Consider the following 22,002-nt stretch of genomic DNA (forward strand, 5'->3'; position numbering starts at 1 on the left):
CCCCACCGATCCGCTGCTCCGATCAGTTCGGTACGTTCCGCTCGAGATCCTCGAGCCATGCCGCCGCACTCGAATCCGAGGGCGCGCGCCAGTCGCCGCGTGGCGACAATGAGCCGCCGGCCGAGACCTTCGGCCCGTTCGGCATGGCCGAGCGCTTGAACTGGCTGAAGGCGAAGAAGCGGCGCAGGAACACCTCCAGCCAGCGGCGGATCTCAGGCAGATCATAGGCTCTGCGCCGGTCGGTCGGGAATGCCGGCGGCCATTCGCCCTTGGCAACGTCCTTCCACGCCTGCAGCGCCATGAAGGCGATCTTGGACGGCCGCATGCCGAAGCGTAGCGTATAGAACAGGTTGAAATCCTGCAGCTCGTAAGGTCCGACGGACGCTTCCGTGCTCTGCGGCTTCTCGCCGGCCTCGACCGGCACGAGCTCGGGTGAGATTTCGGCGACCAGGATCGAGCCGAGCGTCCGGTTGACGTCGTCGCTGAACTGTTTCGAGGAGATCACCCAGCGGATCAGATGCTGGATCAGTGTCTTCGGCACGCCGGCATTGACGTTGTAATGCGCCATCTGGTCGCCGACACCATAGGTGCACCAGCCGAGCGCAAGCTCGGAGAGATCGCCGGTCCCGATCACGATGCCGCCGTGATGGTTGGCGAGCCGGAACAAATAATCCGTGCGCAGGCCTGCCTGGACGTTCTCGAAGGTGACGTCGTAGACCTTCTCGCCCTTGCCGAAGGGATGGCCGATGTCCTTCAGCATCTGCGTCGCCGTGGTGCGGATGTCGAGCTCCTGCCAGCTCGTCTGCAACGCCTTCATCAGCGCGAGCGCGTTGGTCTTGCTCTCGCTGCCGGTGGCAAAGCCCGGCATGGTGTAGGCCAGGATGTTCTCGCGCGGCAGGCCGAGCAGATCGACCGCCTTGGCGGCGACGATCAGGGCATGGGTGGAATCGAGCCCTCCCGAGACGCCGATGACGACGCGCTTGGTGCCGGTGGCGCGCATGCGCTGCACGAGGCCGGCAACCTGGATGTTGTAGGCCTCGTAGCAGTCCTGCTCGAGCAGGCTCTCATCGCTCGGCACGAACGGAAAGCGCTCGACCTTGCGCAGGAAGCCGATATCGGCTGCCGGCGGCTTCAGGGCAAATGTCACCTTGCGGAAAAATGCCTCGCGCTGCCGCCTGTTGTCGTCGAACGTTCCCATCAGCGCGCGTTCCTGCCTGAGCAGGTCGAGATCGACATCGGCCAGCGTGATCTGGCCGCCCTGGCGGAACCGCTCGCCCTCGGCCAGCAGCACGCCGTTCTCGTAGATCGAAGTCTGGCCGTCCCAGGCGAGATCGGTGGTGGATTCCCCGGCCCCGGCTGCGGAATAGACGTAAGCCGCGAGGCAGCGCGCCGAGGTCGATTGGCACAGCAGTGCGCGCGAGCGCGCCCGGCCGATCGTGATCGGACTGCCCGAGAGGTTGATCAGCACGCTCGCGCCCGCGAGCGCAAGCTCCGAGGCCGGCGTTACCGGGATCCACATGTCCTCGCAGATCTCGACGCCGATGGTGAGGCCTGGAACGTCCTCGGCCGCGAACAAGAGATCGACGCCGAACGGCGCGTGCAGCCCACCAAAGGCGATGGTTTCACCGGCGATGCCGGCACCGGAGGCGAAATGCCGCCCCTCGTAGAACTCCCGGTAGGTCGGCAAGTAAGACTTCGGCACGACGCCGAGCACGTTGCCGCGATGAATGACGACAGCACAATTGTAGATGCGATTGCCAAAGCGCAGTGGCGCCCCGACGATCAGGACCGTCATCAGTCCCGCGGAGGCCGCAACGATCCCTGCGAGCCCGCGCTCGACCGCATCGAGCAGCGGATCCTGCTTCACCAGGTCCTCGATCGCATATCCGGACAGGCACAGCTCGGGAAACACCGCGACCGCGACCGACTGCTCATGGCAGGCATTGGCCGCCGCCAGGACGGCCTTCGCGTTGGCCGTGGGATCGGCAACGTGAGAGGTGGTCACGCAGGCCGCCACGCGCGCAAATCCGTGGGCGTAAATCGAGTGGAAAGTCATCGAGCGCAGTACCCTTAAGTCTCTTGCCGGCGGCCGCCGCCGTCGGCTCCGGTCATATGTAGCCCATCGATCTGGCCCCGTGCAGGCCATCCGCCATCATCCATAACGGATTTGCGCCCCGGCCGGTCCAGTGCCGGCGAGCTCAGGCGCTGCGGGCCAGCACGCCGGGCAGATCGCCGCGCAGCCACCCGGCGATCCGGGGCCAGGCATGCGCATGGGTGCGCGCGCCCATGAAAAGGCCGAGATGGTCGCTGGGCTCGGATGCCGCCGCGATGAACGCGGGTGGCGTGCCGACGAGCCCGGCGGTGGCGAGCGCTTGCGTCGCCGGCACCACATCGTCGTCGAGCCCGGCGAGCAGGAAGATCGGCGCCTTGACGTCCTTCAGATTGATCGGGCGGCCGAGCGCGACGAAACTGCCTTCGGCGATCCGGTTCTCCCGGAAAATCGCGTTGACGATCTCGAGATAATAAGTGCCCGGCAGGTTGAGCGTCTCGGCGTTCCACCGGTCGAAGCGCGCGAGCAGCTCGGTGCCCTGCTCATCCGAGAGATCCCGCTGCAATGCCGCCACGATATCGTCGTCGTCAGGCGCTTTGGACCAGAAGCGCAGCATCTCCTCGCCGCTGACATTGCCGCCGCCGCGCGCGACGAGCTGGTCATAGACCAGCTCGGGCGCGTTACGGGCGAGCCGGGACAGCGAGGACTCGATCGACAGGTCCACCGGAGCACCGACCAGGACCAGGCGCCGCACCTTGGCTGGAAAGCGCGCGGCATAGAGCAGCGACAGCCATCCGCCCTGGCAGAGCCCGACCAGATCGACCGGCGCGCCGATCTCGTCGATGGCGACGTTGAGATCGCCGAGATAGCTGTCGATCGAGAGATAGCGCATGTCCGGCGTCGCCGACCGCCAGTCGGTGAGATAGACCCGGTCGATGCCGCCATTTTGCAGCGACTGCACCACGCTGTGGCCTGGGGCGAAATCGGCGATCAGGGCCCGGTGCAGCGCATAGGGCGCGCAGACCAGCGCCGGCTGGCCGGACCGGGTCTGCGAGCAATCGCGCAGCCGCATCGTTGCGAGCTCCAGCGCAACGCGGCTCGGCGTCGTCCATGGCAGGCTGCTGTCACCCTGTTTCTCGGGTGCCCGCTCCAGCCACCAGAAGCAGGCATCCATGGCGAGCTGCGCCGCCGCAAACGGCCAGAGCCGCGGATCATCAGGAGCCTGCCCTGGCGCGCGTGGCGGTTTGGCGGTCTTGTCCACCATGGCTACCTCGACATCCTCACAAAAACGCCTCGAGGCTCACGACAGCAATGCCGAGGTCCCGAAAACTCCGATGGGTCGCCGCGACCGAGCCGTCGAGATCGATGCCGCGACAGGCATCCTCGATGACCGCCACCTCCAGTCCCGCCTTGCGCGCATCTTCCGCCGAGAAGCGGACGCAGAAGTCCAGCGCCAGACCGGCGACAAAGACGGTCTTCAGCTCGCGTTCGCGCAAATATCCAAGCAATCCGGTCGAGGTCCGATGGTCGTTCTCGAACAACGCCGAATAGGAATCGATGCCGCGGCGAAAGCCCTTGCGCAGCACGAGGCTCGCTTGCGTCACATCGAGATCGCGATGAAATTCCGCGCCGGCCGTGCCTTGCACGCAATGCGTCGGCCAGAGCACCTGCGGTCCGTAGTCGAGCTCGATGGTCTGGAACGGCTGCCTGCCGGGATGGTTCGGGGCGAACGAGGCGTGGTCGCTCGGATGCCAGTCCTGCGTCAGCACCACATTGGCGAATTTTTGGGCGATGCGATTGATGGCGGGCACGACTTTCTCGCCGCCTGGCACCGCCAGCGCCCCGCCGGTGCAGAAGTCGTTCTGCACGTCGATCACCAGCAGCACGTCGCGGTCGGAAATCTTCATCGCCGTCCCTTTCGATCTGCCGGGCGCGAGGTCGCCGGGCGAGCCACCTCAGTGTCGGCCTTCCCGCGCTGCTTCGCAACCACCTGGCGCGCGCGCCAGCTGCGCGAATTGGTCACCGTAGGCCGCCACGATGCAACGGTTTGAGCTCGTTCGTGTTGACTAGGCGCACTCAAGGGCAGATTCTCGCATCGCCCGCTCCAGGCGGATCGGGTCGAAGGAGCGGAGGACAGGGCTGCCAGGGCCTGAAGGTCGTGGCGGCGATGAGGCCATGAATATCGGCAAGACCGGAAAAATTCTTCTCGCCGATATCGGCGGCACCAATGCGCGCTTCGCGCTGAGCCCGAGCGGTCAGACCGGACCGATCGACTATGTCAAGGTCGCGGACTTCCCGACCGTCCGCGAAGCCATCGCGGACGTGCTGGCGCGCCGGTCGAACGGCGAGCAGCCCCATCGCGCGGTGCTGGCCGTGGCCGGTCCCGTCACCAACAATCGCTGTGTCATGACCAACAGCCCCTGGGTCATCGACGGCAACGAGCTGCAGCCCGCGCTCGGCTTCGACAGCGTCCATGTGCTGAATGATTTCGAGGTGGTGGCCTGGTCCCTGCCCGCCTTGGAGCCTGCCGACCTGGTCCCGCTCGGCGGCGGCGACGGCTTGCCTGGCGAGCCGTTGCTGGTCGTTGGTCCCGGAACCGGATTTGGTGTCTCCTGCCTGGTCGACCGCCATGGTTCGCGGCTGGCCGTCGTCACGGAGGCTGGACATGCGACCCTGCCGGCGGAGAACGAGCGCGAGGAGCGCGTGATCGCCTGCTTGCGGCAGCGCCTCGGCCATGTCTCGATCGAGCGCGGCGCCCTCTCAGGTTCCGGGCTGCAGAACCTCTACGAGGCGCTGGCCGAGATCGACGGCGTTCAGGTGCCGCATCGCGATGCCGCCGCGATCACCAAGGCTGCGCTGGAGAACAGCTGTCCGGTGAGCCGCGCGACGCTGGAGATGTTTTGCGCCATTCTCGGCTCGGTCGCCGGCAATCTCGCGGTGACCTTCGGCGCCCGCGGCGGCGTCTATGTCGCCGGCGGAATCGTGCCGCGCTTCCGCGAGTTCCTCGCCGCCTCGGCGTTCCGGGCGCGCTTCGAAGCCAAGGGACGGTTTCAGGACTATCTGCGCAACATCCCGACCAGGCTCGTGATCAAGCCGGACGCGAGCTTCCTCGGCCTGACGATGTTTGCCGAGCACAATCCTGGCTAGGGCGACCTCCGCGCGGCGAGTGCCCGTCATGCACAACTGATGATTGCAGCGCGCCTGCGGTTCCACGCAGGTCCGTGCTTGCCTGCGTGTTCCCGATGGGAAACAATCTACTCGTGTGTGTGGCGTAGTTGCGGGGGCGTGACATGCGTAAGCAAGATTCGGGTTTCGACTATCACCGCTATCACCGGCTGCTGCGCGAAGCGGACAGCGAAGACAAGCGGCTGGCGCTCATCGAGCTCCTGATCGAGGAAAAGGCCCGCGACCAGCTGGCTGCCCAGCGCGCTTCGGACCGCGCGGCCATGACGGCTCACACCATTGCCACGGTGCTGAGGAACGGCCGCAACCCTGCCGGTTGATCCCCTCTTCAGCCTCGCGCCAAAAGCGCAATCGGTCAGCTCGGGATGGTGGCTGACGGCTCGGGAAACATCGAATCGATCATCGCCTTGAGCTGATCCATCGCGATCGGCTTGCGCAGGATCGGCCTGCGCCGGAGCAAGGACGGCAGCAGTTCCGGACCGTAGCCTGTGGCGAACAGAAACGGTTTTCCGCGACGCTCGATCAGGTCGGCGACAGGGTCGACATAGACGCCCATCAGATTGATGTCGAGGATGGCCAGATCGTACTGCGCGGTCATCGCAAAGGCGCTGGCGTCGCGCACATTGTCTGCTTCCGCAACGACGTGGTGGCCGAGTTCCTCCACCATGTCGGCGATCATCATCCGGATCAACGCCTCGTCTTCGACCAGGAAAACGGAGAGTCCGTCCGCCATATCAACCCCGCAATCAGCCTTGCGAAGCTAAGCATAACCGAATTGCGCTGTAGATACACGAATTCGTGGCGGGCGCCGTTAATTCACACGCGCCCGAACCGATTCAACTTGATCAATCCAGGGCACGCTCGTGGCTGAGGCGCACCATCTCCTGGATGAACACCTGCTTCTGCTTGTCGTCGAGGCTCGAAAACAGCGGCTCGGCGGCATCGGCGACGTTGCGCTGATCGGCGGCGCGATCGATCAGGAACTGGGCCTCGTTGCGCATCTGCTCGATGATGTCGTCGGGCGGATCGCGCTTGGCGCGTGCAATCCGCAGGTTGAGCCGCTCTGCGCCATTATGCCCGAGGTAGTGCATCGCGCTCGAGAAGCCATACCAGTGCTTCTCCTGATCCGGCGTGAGGTTCAGCTCGCTCTTGATCCGCTCGATGTAGGAATCGCTGTTGGCGACGATCTGCTCGGCGGTCAGCTGCGGCGCGCCGGGCTGAGTCAGAACTGTGACTTCCTTATTGTCCCTACCCTTGTTGTCCTGCGGCGCGTTCTTCGCCTCCTTGGTCGCCTTGGCGCCCTTGCCCTTGGCGCTCTTGGCATCCTTGTCCTTGTCTTTGGCCCCGACCTGCTGCTTGGAATCCTTCGCCGCGTCCTTGCCGGCCTCCTTGCCGGCCTCCTTGGGCGGCGGCGCCTGATTGCCGCTGTTGCCGACGCCGAGCACGCCGGTGAAGACGCCGACCACGCCACCGATGGCGCCACCGAGCACGCCACCGACCGGACCTGCCGCCTTGTTTCCGGCGGCCGCGCCTTCCTGAACGCCCTTGACGAGACCTTGAGCATTCGCCACCGCGGCGGCCCCGAGCAACAGCGCGAGCACAGACCCCAGCGCCAGGCATCGACGCAGGTGAAGCCGCGCTGGTGGCGCCGGTTTGATCATTCTCGTCTCCATCATCGATCTGGCCTATCAGCGGGAGTCAGCCGCTAGGCGCAACTCTATCGTTTCCGCCGCTTCGAGGTCCAGACGCGGCCGATTGCTGTCCACGCCCGAAAAGTCTTTCATGCGAAGCGTTTATCCAGGTTCATGCGAAACTGCGGCGTAAATGCGCACGGCAGCGTTTGAGGCCGTTTGGCGCAAAGTGTGCGTCGCAAAAAACACCGTGCTCCGCGCCTGCGTCGCACCGCCTCGCCACACGTTGCGACGTTTCCGGACACACCATTAGTTTTAGACGCGAAGCCATTCGGCTTTCTCGACAGACGCGATCAATCATGATCTGATCGCGCTACCAATTTGCTGCGGCAGGCGTGAATTGCCCACGCGGGCTGACGGCACCAATAAGAAAACCGAGCAACAAGAACTCAAGAAAGAAGTCTCAGAGGAAACTCCAACAACAACACCCAAGCGAGGAAACGAGATGTCACGCAAGACACTGACGCGACGTCAATTTGTGGCTGCCACTGCAATGTCCTCCGCGGCGCTGATCTCGGCGCCCTATGTCCGGGGCGCTTACGCCGCCGGCAAGCTCTCGATCGGCTTCTGGGACCATTGGGTGCCGGGTGCCAACGACGCCTCCACCGCCATGGTCAAAGCATGGGGCGAAAAGGAGAAGGTCGAAGTCTCGATCGACTACATCACCAGCAACAACAACAAGATCCAGCTCACGGTCGCAGCCGAGGCGCAGGCGAAATCCGGCCACGACATCCTGCAGATGCCGACCTGGTGGCCGCACGCCTACGCCGAAAGCCTCGAGCCGGTGAACGACGTCATGGAGCCGCTCATCAAGCAGAACGGCGAGGTCAACGGCACCGTCAAATATCTCGGCCAGGCCGGCGGCAAGTGGCTCGCCGTTCCCGCAATCCCCGGCAGCCAGATCAAGGGTCCCTGCTCCCGCATCGATCTGATGAAGAAGCATGCCGGCATCGACGTGCAGGAGATGTATCCGGCCGGCGCGCCCGCAAAGGCGGACAATTGGACATTGGAGACCTTCCTGAAGGCGGCCGAAGCCTGCCACAAGGGCGGCGTGCCGTTCGGGATCGGCCTCGGCGAAACCACCGACAGCGTCGACACGGCAGGCGCGATCTTCCAGTCGTTCGGTGCCGAGCTCGTCAATGCCAAGGGCGACGTCACGGTGAAGACCGATGCCGTTCGTCAGGCGCTCGAATATTACAAGAAGCTGATCGCCTTCCTGCCGCCGGACGCTCCGTCCTGGGACGATGCCTCGAACAACAAATGGCTGATCTCGGGCCGCGGCGCCATGATCCTGAATCCGCCGAGCGCCTGGGCGGTTGCCAGGCGCGACGCGCCGCAGATCGCCGAGCAGTGCTGGACGCACGGCATGCCGTCCGGGCCCAAGGGCCGCTTCGCACCTTATCTGCCGTACTTCTGGGGTCTCTGGAGCTTCAGCAAGAACAAGGAAGCGGCCAAGAGCCTCCTCACTTACCTGTCGCAGCCGTCCTCGATCGAAAAGTTCGTCGCGGCGAGCGGCGGCTACGATCTGCCCGCCTACGCCAACATGACGACGCTGAAGACCTGGGCGGAGGAAGGGCCGCCGAAGGGGACGCTGTATCACTATCCGAACCCCAACAACCATCAGACGCTGTCGATCGCGGCGTCTCCGGCGCCGCCCAAGATCGCACAGCAGATCTACTTCCAGGCGACGTTGACCAAGATGGCGCTGCGCTATTCGCAGGGCGAAAAGATGGAGGCCACGCTCGCCTGGGCCGAAGGCGAGTGCGAGGGCTTCATGCGGAGTTGATGCCGGGCGTGTGCCAGGCGGTTCACGCTCGAGGTGTGAGCCGCCACGCATCGCGTGCCGCCAATCGAGGAAGCCGGCCGATCGGGCCGGCTTCGCCAGTCGACAATTTCCGAGAAAGCTACACCATGGCCGATGTCGTCGTTGAGCAAGGTCAAGCGGTCCGTGCGGCCCGCGCGCGCAAGCCGAAGAGCCTCCGCAACGTCCTGGGACGAAAATCGACGGTCGCGTTCTTCCTGACGCTGCCGCTGATCCTGCTGATAGCGCTGCTGGTGCTCTATCCCGCCGTCTACTCCGTCCATCTCGCGACGCTGAACAAGTCGATGCAGAAGTTCGTCGGCTTCGGCAACTTCCTGTTCCTGTTCAAGCGCGACACCTTCTGGATGGTGGTGAAGCAATCCTGCATCTTCGCCGTCACGGCCGTGTTCTTCAAGGCGCTGATCGGATTCATCGTCGCCCACTTCGTGCACAACATTCCGGCCAAGGGGCAGCGCAAATGGCGCGGCATGCTGCTGGTGCCCTGGGTGATCCCGCCCGCAATGAGCACGCTGGCCTGGCTGTGGCTGTTCGATCCCTCCTATAGCGCCTTCAACTACACGCTCTCATTCTTCGGCATCGGCCCGATCAATTGGCTCGGCGACAATGTTTGGGCGCGCTTTTCCGTCATCCTCGTCAACATCTGGTACGGCGCGCCGTTCTTCATGATCATGTATCTGGCCGCGCTGAAATCGGTGCCGGACCAGCTCTACGAGGCCGCGGCGATCGACGGCGCCAATTGGTGGCAGAAGATCTGGTACGTCACGCTGCCGATGATGCGGAACATCATCGCGATCACGGCGCTGTTCTCGCTGATCGTGACCTTCGCCAATTTCGACATCGTTCGCATCCTGACCTCGGGCGGCCCGCTCGACCAGACGCATATCTTCGCCACCTGGGCCTTCAAGGTCGGCATCGAAGGCAGCGACATTCCGCTCGGCGCCAGCGTCTCGCTGTTCATGGTGCCGATCCTCGCCATCGCAGCGATCTTTATCCTGCGCGATGTCTCCAAACGCGGGAATGAAGCCTGATGAGCACGCTTGCAATCGACAAGGCCGGACCGTCGCGCAAGGTCAAGTATGGCAGCATGAGCCGGGATCGCGCCTGGGCGCTGCGCTGGTCCTATTTCTTCCTGGTGCTGTTCGCGATCTTCTTCCTGACGCCGCCGATCTACATGCTGATCACCTCGCTCAAGAGCAGCGCGGAGATATCGGCGGCGACCAATCCCTGGTGGGTGTTTCACCCTACGTTGTCGAACTATGTCGAGCTCCTGACCTCCAATCAGTTCCTGCGCTTCTTCTGGAACTCGTCGATCGTCTCGCTCGCGGTCGTCCTCGTGACCATGCTGATCAGCGTTCCCGCGGCATTCGCGCTGGCACGCATGAAGTTCTGGGGCTCGACGACGCTGGCGACGGGCGTCTTCCTCACCTACCTCATCCCGGACAGCCTGTTGTTCATTCCGTTGTTCAAGATGCTGGCGTTGGTCCAGGACTACACCGGCATCACGCTGCTCAACAGATGGTACGTGCTGTTGTTCATCTATCCGACCCTGACGGTGCCGTTCTGCACCTGGATCATGATCGGCTATTTCGCCTCGATCCCGAAGGAGCTTGATGAAGCCGCGCTCATCGACGGCGCCTCCTGGCTGCAGACCCTGACACGCATCTTCATCCCGGTCGCGCTGCCCGGGCTGATCGCCGCGACCATCTTCGCCTTCACGGTGTCCTGGGCGCAGTTCCTCTATCCCCTGGTGTTCACGACGTCGGTCGACCAGCTCGTGCTGCCCGTGGGCATCACCACCACGCTGATCAAGGGCGACGTGTTCAACTGGGGGCAGATCATGACCGGCGCGCTGCTCGGCGCTGCGCCGCCGCTGATCATCTACGCATTCCTGATGGACTACTACATTGCCGGCCTGACCGCCGGCGCGACAAAGGGTTGATGACGAGGAGCTGAAGTTCAATGGCTGACGTTGCTTTGCGGAAGGTTGTCAAGCGTTACGACGATGTCGAAGCCGTGCGCGGCATCGACCTCGACATCGCCGACCACGAGTTCATCGTGCTGGTCGGCCCCTCCGGCTGCGGCAAGTCGACCACGCTGCGCATGATCGCGGGCCTCGAGGACATCAGCGACGGCGACATCATGATCGGCGGCGACGTCGTCAATGACGTGCCGCCGAAGGACCGCGACATCGCCATGGTGTTCCAGAACTATGCGCTCTACCCGCACATGACGGTCGCCGAGAACATGTCGTTCGGGCTGCGCCTGAAGCACTATCCCAAGGCCGAGATCAAGGCGCGGGTAACGGAAGCCGCCCGCCTCCTCGACATCACCGACCTGATCGACCGCAAGCCGAAGCAGCTCTCCGGCGGCCAGCGTCAGCGCGTCGCCATGGGCCGCGCCATCGTGCGCAACCCCAAGGTATTTTTGTTCGACGAGCCGCTGTCCAATCTCGACGCCAAGCTCCGCGTGCAGATGCGAATCGAGATCAAGAAGGTGCACCAGAAGGTGCGCACCACCACGGTCTACGTCACCCACGACCAGGTCGAGGCGATGACGCTGGCCGACCGCGTGGTGGTGATGAACAAGGGCCGCATCGAGCAGATCGGCACGCCGAACGAACTCTATCACAAGCCGGCGACGCGCTTCGTGGCGGGCTTCATCGGCTCGCCCGCGATGAACTTCATCCCGTGCCGGCTCGAGGATGTCGGCGGCTCGCTCCAGCTCCGCCTCACCGACCGCATCGCCTTCCCGCTGCCGCCGGCCCGTGCCGCGCGCTACAACGCGGTATCGCGCACCGACAAGCTTCTGCTCGGCCTCCGGCCCGAGCATCTCACCGAGTCGCACGCGCATCTGGAGCCCGGCGTCGAGACCTTCGACACCGTGCTCGACGTCACCGAGCCGATGGGCATGGAGACGCTGGTCTATTTCGGGCTCGACGGCACGCCGGTCTGCGGCCGCGTCAATCCCAATGCCGGCGCCAAGGACGGGGCACCCATGCGCCTGGCGATGGACCTCAACAACATGCACCTGCTAAATGAGGAGACCGGCGTCGTGTTGTGACGCCGCGATCCAAGAAAAGCGCAGGCAGGGGAGCGATGGCGACCAACAAGAAGAAGATTTTCGTTACACAAACTTTGTCGCAAGGGGCACGTGCCCTCCTCACCGAGCGGGACGATATCGAGCTCGTCGAGTTTCCGAACCTGATCTCGGCGAAGGATTTCGAGGCCTTGTTGAAGAGCCATGCGCCGGTCCATGGCGTGGCGCTGGGCGCCACCGCCTTCGGCGAGACCGAGCTCGAGGCTGCCCGCGACATGAAGGTGGTGACCCGCATCGGCGTCGGCTACGACGCCGTCGACGTGCCCGCCCTCTCCCGCCGCAAGGTGCCGCTGATGGTCGCCGGCAGCGCCAACTCGCCGTCGGTTGCGGAAGCGGCGCTGTTCATGATGCTGACGCTGGCCAAGCGCGCGCAGGAGCTGCATTCCTGCGTCAAGGAGGGCACCTGGGCCGACCGCCTCGGCATGCTGCCGTTCGACCTCTACGGCAAGACCGTGCTGATCATCGGCTTCGGCCGCATCGGCAGCCGCACCGCCAAGCGCTGCCTGGCGTTCGAGATGAAGGTGCAGGTCTACGATCCCTACAAGGACGCCGCCGACATCAAGGCGGCCGGATGCGAGCCGGTCACCGACCTCGACGCCGCGCTGCCTCACGCCGACTTCGTCACCATCCACTGCCCGAAGACGCCGCAGACCGTCGGCCTGTTCGATGCTGACAGGATCGGCCGCATGAAGCCGAGATCCTACCTCATCAACACCGCGCGCGGCGGCATCGTGAAGGAAGCGGCGCTCTATGACGCACTGACCTCCGGAAAGCTCGCCGGCGCCGGCATCGACGTGTTCGAGGTGGAGCCGCCGCCGGTCAGCAACGCGCTGTTCGCGCTGCCCAACGTCATCATGGCCCCGCATGTGGCCGGCGTCACGGTCGAGGCGGTGAGCCGCATGAGCGAGCAGACCGCGCGCAATATCCTGAGCGTGCTGGACGGCGACCCCATCCGCCAGAACGTCATCAACCAGGACGTGCTGGGCTGACATCAGGGCGATCGTCGGCTCGTCCGCCCGCCTTCGGAACGCCAGAAAGCGTCCCATTTTGGTGCAGATCGGGCCCCAACTCAGCCTTAATCAAACGCGCGTAATGGGCTTGAAACGCGACGGCGGTGGGACAGACTGGCCGGCGCGGCGAGCTGGAGGATGGACCCTTGTCAGAGATCGACCCGACCGACCACGCGCTGGCGACCATCGCCAGCATTCTGGAGCATCCCGAGCCCGTTCTCGTCATTCGCCAGACCGAGACCGAAATCGTGGTCGCCGGAGAGCGTGAGCACATCGCGTCGGACGAGCCGCCGATCGTGGACGAGCATCCGGTGATCGACGAGCATCCCGTAGTCGAGGAGCAGCCGCTGGTGCCCGAGCACACCGATGCCGAGGGCTACAGCAAGGTCGGTCCGGGACCCATGGTCGCGATCCGTCTGAAGTGGACGGTGCATCGCGGCGATGACGGCCAGTACTACGTCCACGAGACCATCGGCGAGCAGTCCGCACCCGTGGTCAGCGGCCCGATGACGAGCGAGGCCGCGGTGCGCTTCGTCGACACCCAGGAAGACGAGGCGCAGCGGCGCTTCGAGCTGCTGCGCAGCGAGATCGCCGGCCGCAGCTCGCTTGCCGACTACGAGCGCAAGGGCGAAGCGTAGGCCTCACTTCCTCCCCAGATAATCCTTCTTCACCAGCTCGACGCCGGCGTGCCGCAAAACGTCGTAGGCGGTGGTGACGTGAAAGAAGAACTGCGGGACGCTGAACGTCAGCAGCAGCGTCCGCCCGGTAAAGGGCAGCTCGGTGCCGTTCTTCAATCTGAAGAAGACATTCCGTTCTGCCGCCGCATCGATCTCCCCGCGCGGCAGGCTCTCGATGAACTCGATGGACGTCGCGATGCGCGCCTGCAGCCCGGCCATGTCGTGCTCCAGCGCCGGCAGCGCCACCGGCTCGCACCGCGCCAGCAGGGCCGGCGCGACCGTGGCATGGCGACAGGCCTTGCCGACCTGCTGGGCGAGGTCATACATGTTCGGCGCAAGGCGCATGCCGAGCAGAATCGCCGGGTCGAATTTCCGGCCTTGCGCATAAGCGACGCCCTTGTCGAGCAGCGCCGACAGGTTGCGCAAATAGGGCATGAAGAGATCAACGGAGGCCTCGTACATCGAGATCGTCACCCCAAGCTTCCTTTCAATTCTGCCTCGCCAGCGACGGGCATCTGGTCTAAATCCAGGTCAGAGGAGCTGTACAATGACAGCTCGGGCATGGGTGGAAAAGAGATGACCGTTCGAGTTTTAGCGGCTTTGGCCGTGGCGCTGCTGATGAACCTTTCGGCCCACGCCCAGCAGGCGGCGCCCTCGCGCCTCGACGAGATCATGAAGCGCGGCAGCTTGCGCGTCGGCATGACCGGCGACTACAAGCCGTTCACTTATCTCGACAAGACCACGCAGCAGTTCTCTGGCTTCGACGTCGACATGGCGGAAGCGCTCGGCAAGGCGCTCGGGGTCAAGGTCGAATTCGTTCCGACGGCCTGGCCGAAGCTGATGAAGGATTTCGAAGCCGATCAGTTCGACATCGCCATGGGCGGCGTGTCGGTGACGCTCGATCGCCAGAAGAAAGGCCTTTTCTCCACACCGATCATGCGTGAGGGCAAGACGCCGATCGCGCGCTGCGCCGACGTCGGCAAGTACCAGACGCTGCCCGACATCGACAAGAAAGGCACCCGCATCATCGTCAATCCCGGCGGCACCAACGAGCGCTTCGCCCGCGCCAACATCAAGGAGGCCGAGATCACCGTCTTCCCCGACAACACCGTGATCTTCGACGAGATCGCCAAGGGCAATGCCGATCTGATGATGACGGACGCCTCCGAGACTCGCTACCAGCAGAAGCAGCACGCCGGCGTGCTCTGCGCGGTGCATCCGGAAAAGCCGTTCGATTTTTCGGAGAAGGCCTATTGGATCCAGCGCGACATGGCGCTGAAGGCCTTCGTCGACCAATGGCTGCACATAACGATGGAAGACGGCACCTACAGGAAGATCTACGCGGCCTGGTTCGACTAGGCCGCGTCCTCCTGTCGCTTGCCCGGTCAAACTTTGGACCCGCTCCGGGCCTATTGAACCCGGAACCGCCGGAAGACGACTCACAGCAACAACAGTGATCTAGATCACTTTTTGCAGTCGAGCCGGCGCGTAAGCGTTGGTGCGGGGACCACCTGTTCAGGAGACGGAAATGAGGAAGCTGTTGGCCACGGCCGCATTCCTTTTGGCGAGCACCGCCGCGCAGGCACAGTACACCTTCGAATATGGCGGGCGCACCATCCGCATCGATCCCGACCGCGGCACGGTGCAGATCCCCGGCGTCTACGACAACACTGGCCAGAGCAAGCAGAAGAAGGCCAAGAAGAACGAAACGGCGCCGCAGCAGGCCACGGTCGACCCGCAAGCACCGGCTGCTCCGGCTCCAGCTCCCGCTCCCGCTCCTGCTGCGCCGCCCGCAGCCGTGCAGGCGCCCGCGGCTGCCGCCGTCGCACCGCCTCCAACTCCGCCACCCGCACCGCCGCCGGCGGCTCCCCCGGCGGCCACGACCGCTGCCACCACGCCGGCCCAAACGGCCGTTGTGCCGCCGCCTGCGCCGCCTCCGGCTCCTGCTCCCATCGAGCAGCAGGCTGCGCCCGCCGTGGCGCCGCCGCCCGCCCCGACCGTGGCTGCCGCTCCGCCGGCGCCACCTCCGCCGCCCGCCGCGGCGCCTGCCCCCGCTCCCGTTCAGGCTGCCGTCGCGCCCCCTGCTCCGGCGGCTGCGCCCACGCGCGATCTCAATTCGCCGGTCGGCGTCTGGCTCACCGAGGAGAAGGAAGGCAAGGTCCGCATCGAGCAATGCGGCACCAACCTCTGCGGCTATTCGGTCGACAGCAAGTCGAACCAGAACGGCGAGCAGGTGCTGATCAACATGAAGCCCGGCAAGGACCAGAAATGGTCAGGCCGCATCCTCGATCCCAACTCGGGCTCGACCTACGATTCGACGATTGCCATGAAGGGCACCGACCGGCTGCGCGTGCAGGGCTGCGCCTTCGGCGGCATGTTCTGCGGCGGCCAGACCTGGACGCGGGCGAACTAAGCTCGCCCAAGCCGTTTCATTCCGAGTCATTCCGGGGCACGCGAAGCGTGAGCTCTGGTGCGCAATTGCGCACCGTAGTTCGGCTCTACGAGCCGCCCCGGAATGACGGCAGAAAATGCGTGCGCTTTCTCACAGAGCCTGCTGCGCACGTGACAGCCCTCACATCGCCGCTTCCTCGTCGATGTCACGATCCCCGCATCTTCAACCGCAGGGGCGTGTCATGACTGGATTTCGCAAGGGCCTTTTCGCCATCATTGTCGCCATCGCCTTCCCGCTGACACAGGCAGGCGCTGCGACGAGCAGCTTCGACGGCGCATGGAATGTCCGCATTGCCTCTTCGAGCCAGGCTTGCGGCAACGGTGCGACTGTTGCGATCGGGATCAACAACGGTCAGATCGCCTCGAGCAGCGCCGCAGTGACGGCGTCGGGCCGGGTCGCCGAGGCCGGCAACGTCAACGTCACCTTGAGCACCGGCATCAAGCGTGCCGTCGGCTTCGGCCGGCTCAGCGGCGCGTCCGGCTCCGGCACCTGGCGCGGCGCGATGTGCACGGGCACGTGGACGGCGGAACGGATGTAAGCTTCCGTGTCCCGGACAAGCGGCAACGCGGAGCGTTGCTGCGCAGAGCCGGGACCCAGTGCTCTCAGTGGTGCGAAGACTCTGGGTCCCGGATCGGCGACGCATCGCCTTGGGCGATGCGTCTTGTCCGGGACACGAGAGCGTCAGCCCAACGCCGCCCCGTACTCCGCGTCCGTGACCGGCTCCAGCCAGGTCGAATAGACGCCGTCGAGCGCTTCCTGCATGGCGATGTGGCACATGCCGTTGGTCGGCGAGGCGCCGTGCCAGTGCACTTCACCCGGCGGAATCCAGACGGTGTCGCCGGGACGGATTTCCTGGACCGGGCCGCCCTTGGTCTGGACGCGGCCGACGCCCGAGATCACGTAGAGCGTCTGACCCAGCGGATGATGGTGCCAGTTGGTGCGCGCGCCCGGCTCGAACGCGACGCGCGAGACGTTCAGCCGCGCAGGCGCAGGGGCCATGTTGATGGGGTCCTGCCATACGGTGCCGGTGAAATGTTCCTTCGGCGCGCGGCGGGTCGGCCGCGTGCCGGCGAGCGTGATGTCCATGAGGGTCCTCGTTCCTTATCCGTTACTTCTTGCTGGCGGCGTAGCGCGCCTTGGTTTCGGCGTTCATGGGATAGAGGCCGGGCAGCACCGCGCCGTTGTTCACCTCGCCCACGATCCAGGCTTCCATCCGCTCCTGCTCGACGCCTTCGGCGAGGACGTGATCGAGCATCGCCTGCGGAATCAGCACGCAGCCGTCCTGGTCGGCGACCACGATGTCGTTCGGGAAGACGGCAACGCCGCCGCAACCGATCGGCTCGCCCCAGCCGACGAAGGTGAGGCCCGCAACCGACGGTGGCGCGGCATAGCCGTCGCACCACACTGGAAGATTGGTGCCGAGCACGCCCTCGACGTCACGCACCACGCCGTCGGTGACGAGCGCGGTGACGCCGCGCTTGACCATGCGCGCGCACAGGATGTCGCCGAAGATGCCGGCATCGGTGATGCCCATGGCATCGACGACAGCGATGCAGCCCTCCGGCATCGCCTCGATCGCGGTACGGGTCGAGATCGGCGACGACCAGGATTCCGGCGTCGCCAGATCCTCGCGCGCCGGCACGAAGCGCAGCGTGAAGGCCGGTCCCACCAGCCGCGGCAAACCGGGGCGCAGCGGACGCGCGCCGCGCATCCACACATTGCGCAGGCCCTTCTTCAGCAGGACCGTGGTGATGGTGGCGGTGGTGATGCCGGCAAGGGTCTTGCGGGCTTCGGGGGACAGCGACATGGACGAGAACGAGCTCCAAGGTGCGGGAAAGAACGCGCGCATCTTGCGAGCCGCAGGCCCTGCGTCAAGGGCCAAGAGGCTAGCAATTACGCAGGGCCGCCGAGCTGTTATGCGACGCGATAACAAGGGTTTATCGCGGGCCCTTGGATTAATTTATTGGACTTGCGGGCGCATTTACGCGAAGCAGGGACAAGCGGAACTCAAGGTCGAGCCCGCGTTCCCAAGAAGCCCGATTTCGACAGCGCTCTGACAGCTCAATGGCCGCGACGCTTCCCCCGCCCCGCCTTCTGCCCAGTGGCGACAGTGCCGTCACGGTCGAGTTCAGCCGCACCATCGACGACGATGCCAACCAGCGCGTGCTGGCGCTCGACAAGGCGCTGCTAGCTGCGCCCATCGACGGCGTCACCGAGACCGTGCCGACCTATCGCTCGCTGCTGGTCCATTACGATCCCGGCAAGATCGGCTTCGATGCGCTGGGCGAAAAGATCCTCCCGATCGCCACCCGGCCGCTGCCGCCGGTCACCAGGGCGCGCCGCTGGCGCGTTCCGGTCGCCTATGGCGGCGAGCACGGCATCGACCTCGAGGACGTCGCCAAGACGCTGGGCACCACGCCAGATGACATCGTGGCCCGGCATTCGGGCGGCGACTATAAGGTTGCCATGATCGGCTTCACGCCGGGCTGGTCCTATCTCAGCGGCCTCGACAAATTCCTGCACATGTCGCGACGGCAATCACCGCGGCTGCTGACGCCGGCCGGCACGATCTCGATCGGCGGCGTCCAGGCCGGCATCCAGTGCCTGGCCGCCCCGAGCGGCTGGCACCTGCTCGGCCGCACCCCGGTGCGAACCTATCAGCTCCACCGCAATCCGACCTTCCTCACCGAGCCCGGTGACCGCGTGACGTTCTACGCCATCGACCACAAGACATTCGAGGACATGGACCGCGCCGCGGAAGCCGGTGAGATCGTCGCCGAGCAGGTGGACGCATGAGCCGGCTCGTCGTTGCCAGCATCGGCCCTGCCAGCTCAGTCCAGGACGGCGGCCGCCATGGCGCCCAGCGCTACGGCTTGACGGTGAGCGGAGCGATGGACCGGCTGTCGCTTGCGGCTGCGAACACTCTGGTCGGCAACGCACCGTTCGCGGCCGCTATCGAGATCGGCCCGTTCGGCGCCTCCTTCATCGCCCGCGACGGCGCCGTCCGCGTGGCGATATCCGGCGCGCCGCGCAATGCGGACGTCGCCGGCAGCCCGGTCGCGATGGACACCTCGGTGACGTTGAAGGACGGCCAGACGCTGACGCTCGGCTTTGCGCGCGGCGGCGCCTTCACCTATCTCGCGATCGAAGGCGCCATCAAGGGCGAGAAGGTGTTCGGCAGCCTCGCGGTGAACGCCCGCGCCGGCCTCGGCAGCCCCTACCCGCGCCCACTCCAGGCCGGCGACGAATTCACTGTCGATGCCGCGAGCGGTGCCGAGGAGCTGCGGATCGAGCTGCCGAAGCCGGCGGCAGGTCCAATCCGCGTGCTGCTCGGACCGCAGGACGACGAATTCGACGACGCCAACAAGGCGCTGTTCCTGGATAGCGAGTGGAAGATCTCGGCAACCTCGGACCGTATGGGCTACCGGCTCGAGGGCCCCGCGATCAGGCATCTGCACGGCCACAACATCGTCTCCGACGGCACCGTCAACGGCAGCATCCAGGTGCCCGGCAACGGCGCGCCGATCGCGCTGATGATGGATCGCGGCACCTCCGGCGGCTATCCGAAGATCGCCACCGTGATCACGGCCGATATCGGCCGCCTCGCCCAGACCTCGGCAGGAACCGCGTTCCGCTTCAAGGCGGTCAGCATGGCCGAGGCGCAGGACGAGGCGCGCAAGTTCGCGCAACTGATCCAGAGCCTGCCCGATCGCCTGCGCTCCTCCGACACCGTCGCGCTCAACATCGAGGCGCTCAGCGATGCCAATGTCGCGGGTCACGCCGTCAACGCCGTCGACGCGGCAACATGGCAGGTAGGGTCTGGAGTCACCGGCTGACGCCAAATGGGAGGAGTGCGATGGGAGAAGCGAGGCGACGCGCGGCGGCCGATCCCACCTTCGGAAAGCCGAAGCGTGGTCTAATCATCAGTGCGCCAGTTGAAATCACAGGAGACTCTGTCCTCATCAATTCAGGAAGCCCAGACCTACAGGAATTGCGAGCCTCGCTGCTCTACTGGGATAAGTTGGCGTGGCCCACGAACAATTCGATCTTTATAGGTGGCGGTCCAGACATCGAGTTTTTGGAACAGGCAAAGGTTCTCATACGCCCAACGTACAGATTCGCGGGAAGCGGTGCGGCAGCCTTGATTAGGGCCCAAGCAGAAACGCTCCTCAATCTCGACACAAGAGAACCCGGCGTTTGGGCACTTTCTCAGGGAGAGAACTCTATTCTCGTAAGAGATGGGATTCTAAGCCAAGCTAACGGTGTAGCTCTAGAGCTCTACGACGCCATCCCTGTTCCGGATAAGGGGGTCCCACTCAACGAAGTGCTGGAATTTCGTCTGAAGCGCTATGATGAGCTCCAGGGACTAAGACTCGAAATCGACGGACTCGTTGAGAAAATAAGCGCTAGTAAAGATCCGCCAACCGAATTGGAGAACTGTCGTCGACACATCGACGAAAAGTGTAAAGCAGCTATCAGAGTAGCTTCAGAGTGGCAGTTTCCTGTTAGATTGTCGAACTTGAAGGCATCGTTCGACCTCAAGCCGCTTTCGATGCTTAGGGACGGTCTAGTCGCCTATGCGGGAGCAGTTGCTCTAGGAGCTACATCGGCTCTTGCGGCGGCCCTAACTGGCGCAACGGCCTTATCGTCCTTGAAGATTACTGGGGATCTTGGTTGGCAGGGTCTGAAAGCGCGAACTAATCCGTATCGCTATGTTTCGCAGTTTCACAGGGAACTCTTTTAGCGGGTTGCTCGCAGCTAGATGCGTCCGAATTTGTAAACTCCGAGCGCTAAATGCGATTGGATTACTCCGAAGGAAATCGTCATGATTACAACCGTTGATCTCAATTGCGACCTCGGCGAAGGTTTTGGCGCCTGGGAGATGGGCAACGACGCCGCCATGATCGAGCTCGCAAGCTCGGTCAACGTCGCCTGCGGCTTCCATGCCGGCGACCCCGACATCATGCGACGGACGGTGGAGCTTGCGAAAGCGCGCGGCGTCTCGGTCGGCGCGCATCCCGGCTATCGCGACCTGCACGGCTTCGGCCGGCATCCGATCGCAGGGCTCAAGGCCTCCGAGATCGAGAACCTCGTCGCCTACCAGATCGGCGCGCTGCAGGCGATCGCGACCGCGGCCGGCCACAAGGTCACGCATGTGAAGGCGCACGGCGCGCTCTCCAACGTCGCCTGCGAGGACGACATGACGGCGAAGGCGATCGCCGCCGGCATCAAGGCGGTGGATCCCAGCCTGATCTTCGTCGTGCTCGCCAATTCGAAGCTGGTGAAGGCCGGCGAAGCGGCCAACCTGCCGATGGTGCACGAGGTGTTCGCCGACCGCGCCTATGAGGACGACGGCAACCTCGTCTCGCGCAAGAAGCCGGGCGCGGTGCTGCACGATGCCAAGGCGATCGCCGACCGCGTGGTGCGCATGGTGCAGGACGGCGCGGTGGTGTCGGTCACCGGCAAGGTCATCAAGATGCGCACGGACACGGTCTGCATCCACGGCGATACGCCCGGCGCGGTCGAGATCGCGCGGACGTTGCGTCAGGCGTTGAAGGCTGCGGGGATTGAGGTGGCGCCGTTCAAGCGCGGGGCGTGAGTTCTGCCTTCATTCCGGGGCGGCGAAGCCGAACCCGGAATCTCGAGGTTCCGGGTTCGGCTTCGCCGCCCCGGAACGACACCTCAAAACGGATGCGCCGAGAGCGTCCCGAACACGATCGCCGCGATGACCGCAAACGCGCTGTACATCGCAACGTGGTGCATGCTCGCCCCGGTCCGGCGCGAGAGCGAGCGCGCGTAGAAGTGCAGCCTGGCTTCGGCCGATAGTTCGCGCATGGTCGATCTCCAACGCCCCATTTGCGGGAGTATGAAGGATCAACCAGGGCGGGAGGCAAGATGGTGGCGGAAATAGCGATGAAGGTCCTCTGGAGGCCCCACATCGCAGGCGCAAAATTCTCTTTACCGCCGGGTTCCGAGAATCTTATTCGTTCAAATCCGAGCCAGTTGGAACCGGCCCGGATG

General features: G+C 64.7%; 24 protein-coding genes. 15 read left to right on the forward strand and 9 right to left on the reverse strand.

Annotation, left to right across the window (positions count from 1 at the left end):
• Positions 1 to 22 precede the first annotated feature (22 nt).
• The 3 genes from N2604_RS23110 to pncA all read right to left on the reverse strand — a co-directional run bounded on the left by N2604_RS23110 (position 23) and on the right by pncA (position 3,957).
• Positions 23 to 2,056, reverse strand: a complete 2,034-nt coding sequence (locus N2604_RS23110; protein ID WP_260370503.1) for an NAD(+) synthase — start codon at positions 2,054 to 2,056, stop codon at positions 23 to 25.
• Between the two features lie 142 nt (positions 2,057 to 2,198).
• A complete protein-coding gene (locus N2604_RS23115) occupies positions 2,199 to 3,314 on the reverse strand; it encodes an alpha/beta fold hydrolase (RefSeq protein WP_260370504.1) in 1,116 nt (371 codons plus the stop codon).
• 16 nt (positions 3,315 to 3,330) lie between these two features.
• Positions 3,331 to 3,957: a bifunctional nicotinamidase/pyrazinamidase gene (gene pncA / locus N2604_RS23120; RefSeq protein WP_260370505.1), complete on the reverse strand. Its 627-nt coding sequence runs from the start codon at positions 3,955 to 3,957 to the stop codon at positions 3,331 to 3,333.
• Between the two features lie 268 nt (positions 3,958 to 4,225).
• Here pncA and glk point away from each other — a divergent pair, with 268 nt between their 5' ends.
• The gene (glk, locus tag N2604_RS23125) at positions 4,226 to 5,197 is read left to right on the forward strand and encodes a glucokinase (RefSeq protein WP_260370506.1); all 972 of its coding nucleotides are present in this window, start codon (positions 4,226 to 4,228) and stop codon (positions 5,195 to 5,197) included.
• A gap of 143 nt (positions 5,198 to 5,340) precedes the next feature.
• Positions 5,341 to 5,553, forward strand: a complete 213-nt coding sequence (locus N2604_RS23130) for a hypothetical protein (protein ID WP_197955322.1) — start codon at positions 5,341 to 5,343, stop codon at positions 5,551 to 5,553.
• Positions 5,554 to 5,588: 35 nt separating this feature from the next.
• Here N2604_RS23130 and N2604_RS23135 read toward each other — a convergent pair whose 3' ends face one another.
• Positions 5,589 to 5,966, reverse strand: a complete 378-nt coding sequence (locus N2604_RS23135) for a response regulator (RefSeq protein ID WP_036012398.1) — start codon at positions 5,964 to 5,966, stop codon at positions 5,589 to 5,591.
• Between the two features lie 112 nt (positions 5,967 to 6,078).
• Positions 6,079 to 6,894 (reverse strand): Spy/CpxP family protein refolding chaperone, encoded by an 816-nt coding sequence (locus N2604_RS23140; RefSeq protein ID WP_260370507.1) that lies wholly within the window; start codon positions 6,892 to 6,894, stop codon positions 6,079 to 6,081.
• 475 nt (positions 6,895 to 7,369) lie between these two features.
• On the opposite strand from N2604_RS23140, the gene N2604_RS23145 reads away from it, so the two are divergent.
• The 6 genes from N2604_RS23145 (at position 7,370) to N2604_RS23170 (ending at position 13,490) form a co-directional block, all read left to right on the forward strand.
• Entirely contained in the window at positions 7,370 to 8,710 is a 1,341-nt protein-coding gene (locus N2604_RS23145) for an ABC transporter substrate-binding protein (RefSeq protein WP_260370508.1), read from the forward strand.
• A 125-nt stretch (positions 8,711 to 8,835) separates the two neighbouring features.
• Positions 8,836 to 9,774 (forward strand): carbohydrate ABC transporter permease, encoded by a 939-nt coding sequence (locus N2604_RS23150; RefSeq protein WP_260370509.1) that lies wholly within the window; start codon positions 8,836 to 8,838, stop codon positions 9,772 to 9,774.
• Positions 9,774 to 10,685: a carbohydrate ABC transporter permease gene (locus N2604_RS23155; RefSeq protein ID WP_061881679.1), complete on the forward strand. Its 912-nt coding sequence runs from the start codon at positions 9,774 to 9,776 to the stop codon at positions 10,683 to 10,685. Before N2604_RS23150 ends, N2604_RS23155 begins: the two co-directional genes overlap by 1 nt.
• A 20-nt stretch (positions 10,686 to 10,705) precedes the next feature.
• Positions 10,706 to 11,806 (forward strand): ABC transporter ATP-binding protein, encoded by a 1,101-nt coding sequence (locus N2604_RS23160; protein ID WP_260370510.1) that lies wholly within the window; start codon positions 10,706 to 10,708, stop codon positions 11,804 to 11,806.
• 35 nt (positions 11,807 to 11,841) lie between these two features.
• Positions 11,842 to 12,831 carry a hydroxyacid dehydrogenase gene (locus N2604_RS23165; protein WP_260370511.1) on the forward strand — a complete coding sequence of 330 codons (990 nt, stop codon included), beginning with the start codon at positions 11,842 to 11,844 and terminating at the stop codon, positions 12,829 to 12,831.
• Between the two features lie 167 nt (positions 12,832 to 12,998).
• Positions 12,999 to 13,490, forward strand: coding sequence for a hypothetical protein (locus N2604_RS23170; protein WP_260370512.1), 492 nt, complete (start codon positions 12,999 to 13,001; stop codon positions 13,488 to 13,490).
• A gap of 3 nt (positions 13,491 to 13,493) precedes the next feature.
• On the opposite strand, the gene N2604_RS23175 is transcribed toward N2604_RS23170, so the two are convergent.
• Positions 13,494 to 13,991, reverse strand: coding sequence for a DUF1993 family protein (locus N2604_RS23175; RefSeq protein WP_260376293.1), 498 nt, complete (start codon positions 13,989 to 13,991; stop codon positions 13,494 to 13,496).
• A 114-nt stretch (positions 13,992 to 14,105) separates the two neighbouring features.
• Between N2604_RS23175 and N2604_RS23180 the strand changes: the two genes are divergently transcribed.
• The 3 genes from N2604_RS23180 (at position 14,106) to N2604_RS23190 (ending at position 16,519) form a co-directional block, all read left to right on the forward strand.
• Positions 14,106 to 14,888 (forward strand): transporter substrate-binding domain-containing protein, encoded by a 783-nt coding sequence (locus tag N2604_RS23180; RefSeq protein ID WP_260370513.1) that lies wholly within the window; start codon positions 14,106 to 14,108, stop codon positions 14,886 to 14,888.
• A gap of 169 nt (positions 14,889 to 15,057) precedes the next feature.
• Entirely contained in the window at positions 15,058 to 15,942 is an 885-nt protein-coding gene (locus N2604_RS23185; RefSeq protein WP_260370514.1) for a DUF2147 domain-containing protein, read from the forward strand.
• Between the two features lie 220 nt (positions 15,943 to 16,162).
• Entirely contained in the window at positions 16,163 to 16,519 is a 357-nt protein-coding gene (locus N2604_RS23190; protein ID WP_260370515.1) for a hypothetical protein, read from the forward strand.
• 143 nt (positions 16,520 to 16,662) lie between these two features.
• Here N2604_RS23190 and N2604_RS23195 read toward each other — a convergent pair whose 3' ends face one another.
• Both N2604_RS23195 and N2604_RS23200 read right to left on the reverse strand, forming a co-directional pair.
• The gene (locus tag N2604_RS23195; protein WP_260370516.1) at positions 16,663 to 17,067 is read right to left on the reverse strand and encodes a cupin domain-containing protein; all 405 of its coding nucleotides are present in this window, start codon (positions 17,065 to 17,067) and stop codon (positions 16,663 to 16,665) included.
• A gap of 22 nt (positions 17,068 to 17,089) precedes the next feature.
• Entirely contained in the window at positions 17,090 to 17,788 is a 699-nt protein-coding gene (locus N2604_RS23200) for a ribonuclease activity regulator RraA (protein WP_260370517.1), read from the reverse strand.
• Positions 17,789 to 18,045: 257 nt separating this feature from the next.
• On the opposite strand from N2604_RS23200, the gene pxpB reads away from it, so the two are divergent.
• The 4 genes from pxpB to N2604_RS23220 all read left to right on the forward strand — a co-directional run bounded on the left by pxpB (position 18,046) and on the right by N2604_RS23220 (position 21,580).
• On the forward strand, positions 18,046 to 18,777 hold the full coding sequence (pxpB, locus tag N2604_RS23205) for a 5-oxoprolinase subunit PxpB (RefSeq protein WP_260370518.1): 732 nt from the start codon (positions 18,046 to 18,048) through the stop codon (positions 18,775 to 18,777).
• Positions 18,774 to 19,817, forward strand: a complete 1,044-nt coding sequence (locus tag N2604_RS23210) for a biotin-dependent carboxyltransferase family protein (RefSeq protein ID WP_260370519.1) — start codon at positions 18,774 to 18,776, stop codon at positions 19,815 to 19,817. The genes pxpB and N2604_RS23210 overlap by 4 nt, the downstream gene beginning before the upstream one ends.
• A 20-nt stretch (positions 19,818 to 19,837) precedes the next feature.
• Positions 19,838 to 20,725 (forward strand): DUF6236 family protein, encoded by an 888-nt coding sequence (locus N2604_RS23215; RefSeq protein WP_260370520.1) that lies wholly within the window; start codon positions 19,838 to 19,840, stop codon positions 20,723 to 20,725.
• 84 nt (positions 20,726 to 20,809) lie between these two features.
• The gene (locus N2604_RS23220; protein ID WP_260376294.1) at positions 20,810 to 21,580 is read left to right on the forward strand and encodes a LamB/YcsF family protein; all 771 of its coding nucleotides are present in this window, start codon (positions 20,810 to 20,812) and stop codon (positions 21,578 to 21,580) included.
• A gap of 83 nt (positions 21,581 to 21,663) precedes the next feature.
• Here the strand turns inward: N2604_RS23220 and N2604_RS23225 are convergent, their stop codons facing one another.
• Positions 21,664 to 21,816 carry a hypothetical protein gene (locus N2604_RS23225; protein ID WP_260370521.1) on the reverse strand — a complete coding sequence of 51 codons (153 nt, stop codon included), beginning with the start codon at positions 21,814 to 21,816 and terminating at the stop codon, positions 21,664 to 21,666.
• Positions 21,817 to 22,002 lie beyond the last annotated feature (186 nt).

This window comes from Bradyrhizobium sp. CB1015 (genome assembly GCF_025200925.1).
GTDB lineage: Bacteria > Pseudomonadota > Alphaproteobacteria > Rhizobiales > Xanthobacteraceae > Bradyrhizobium.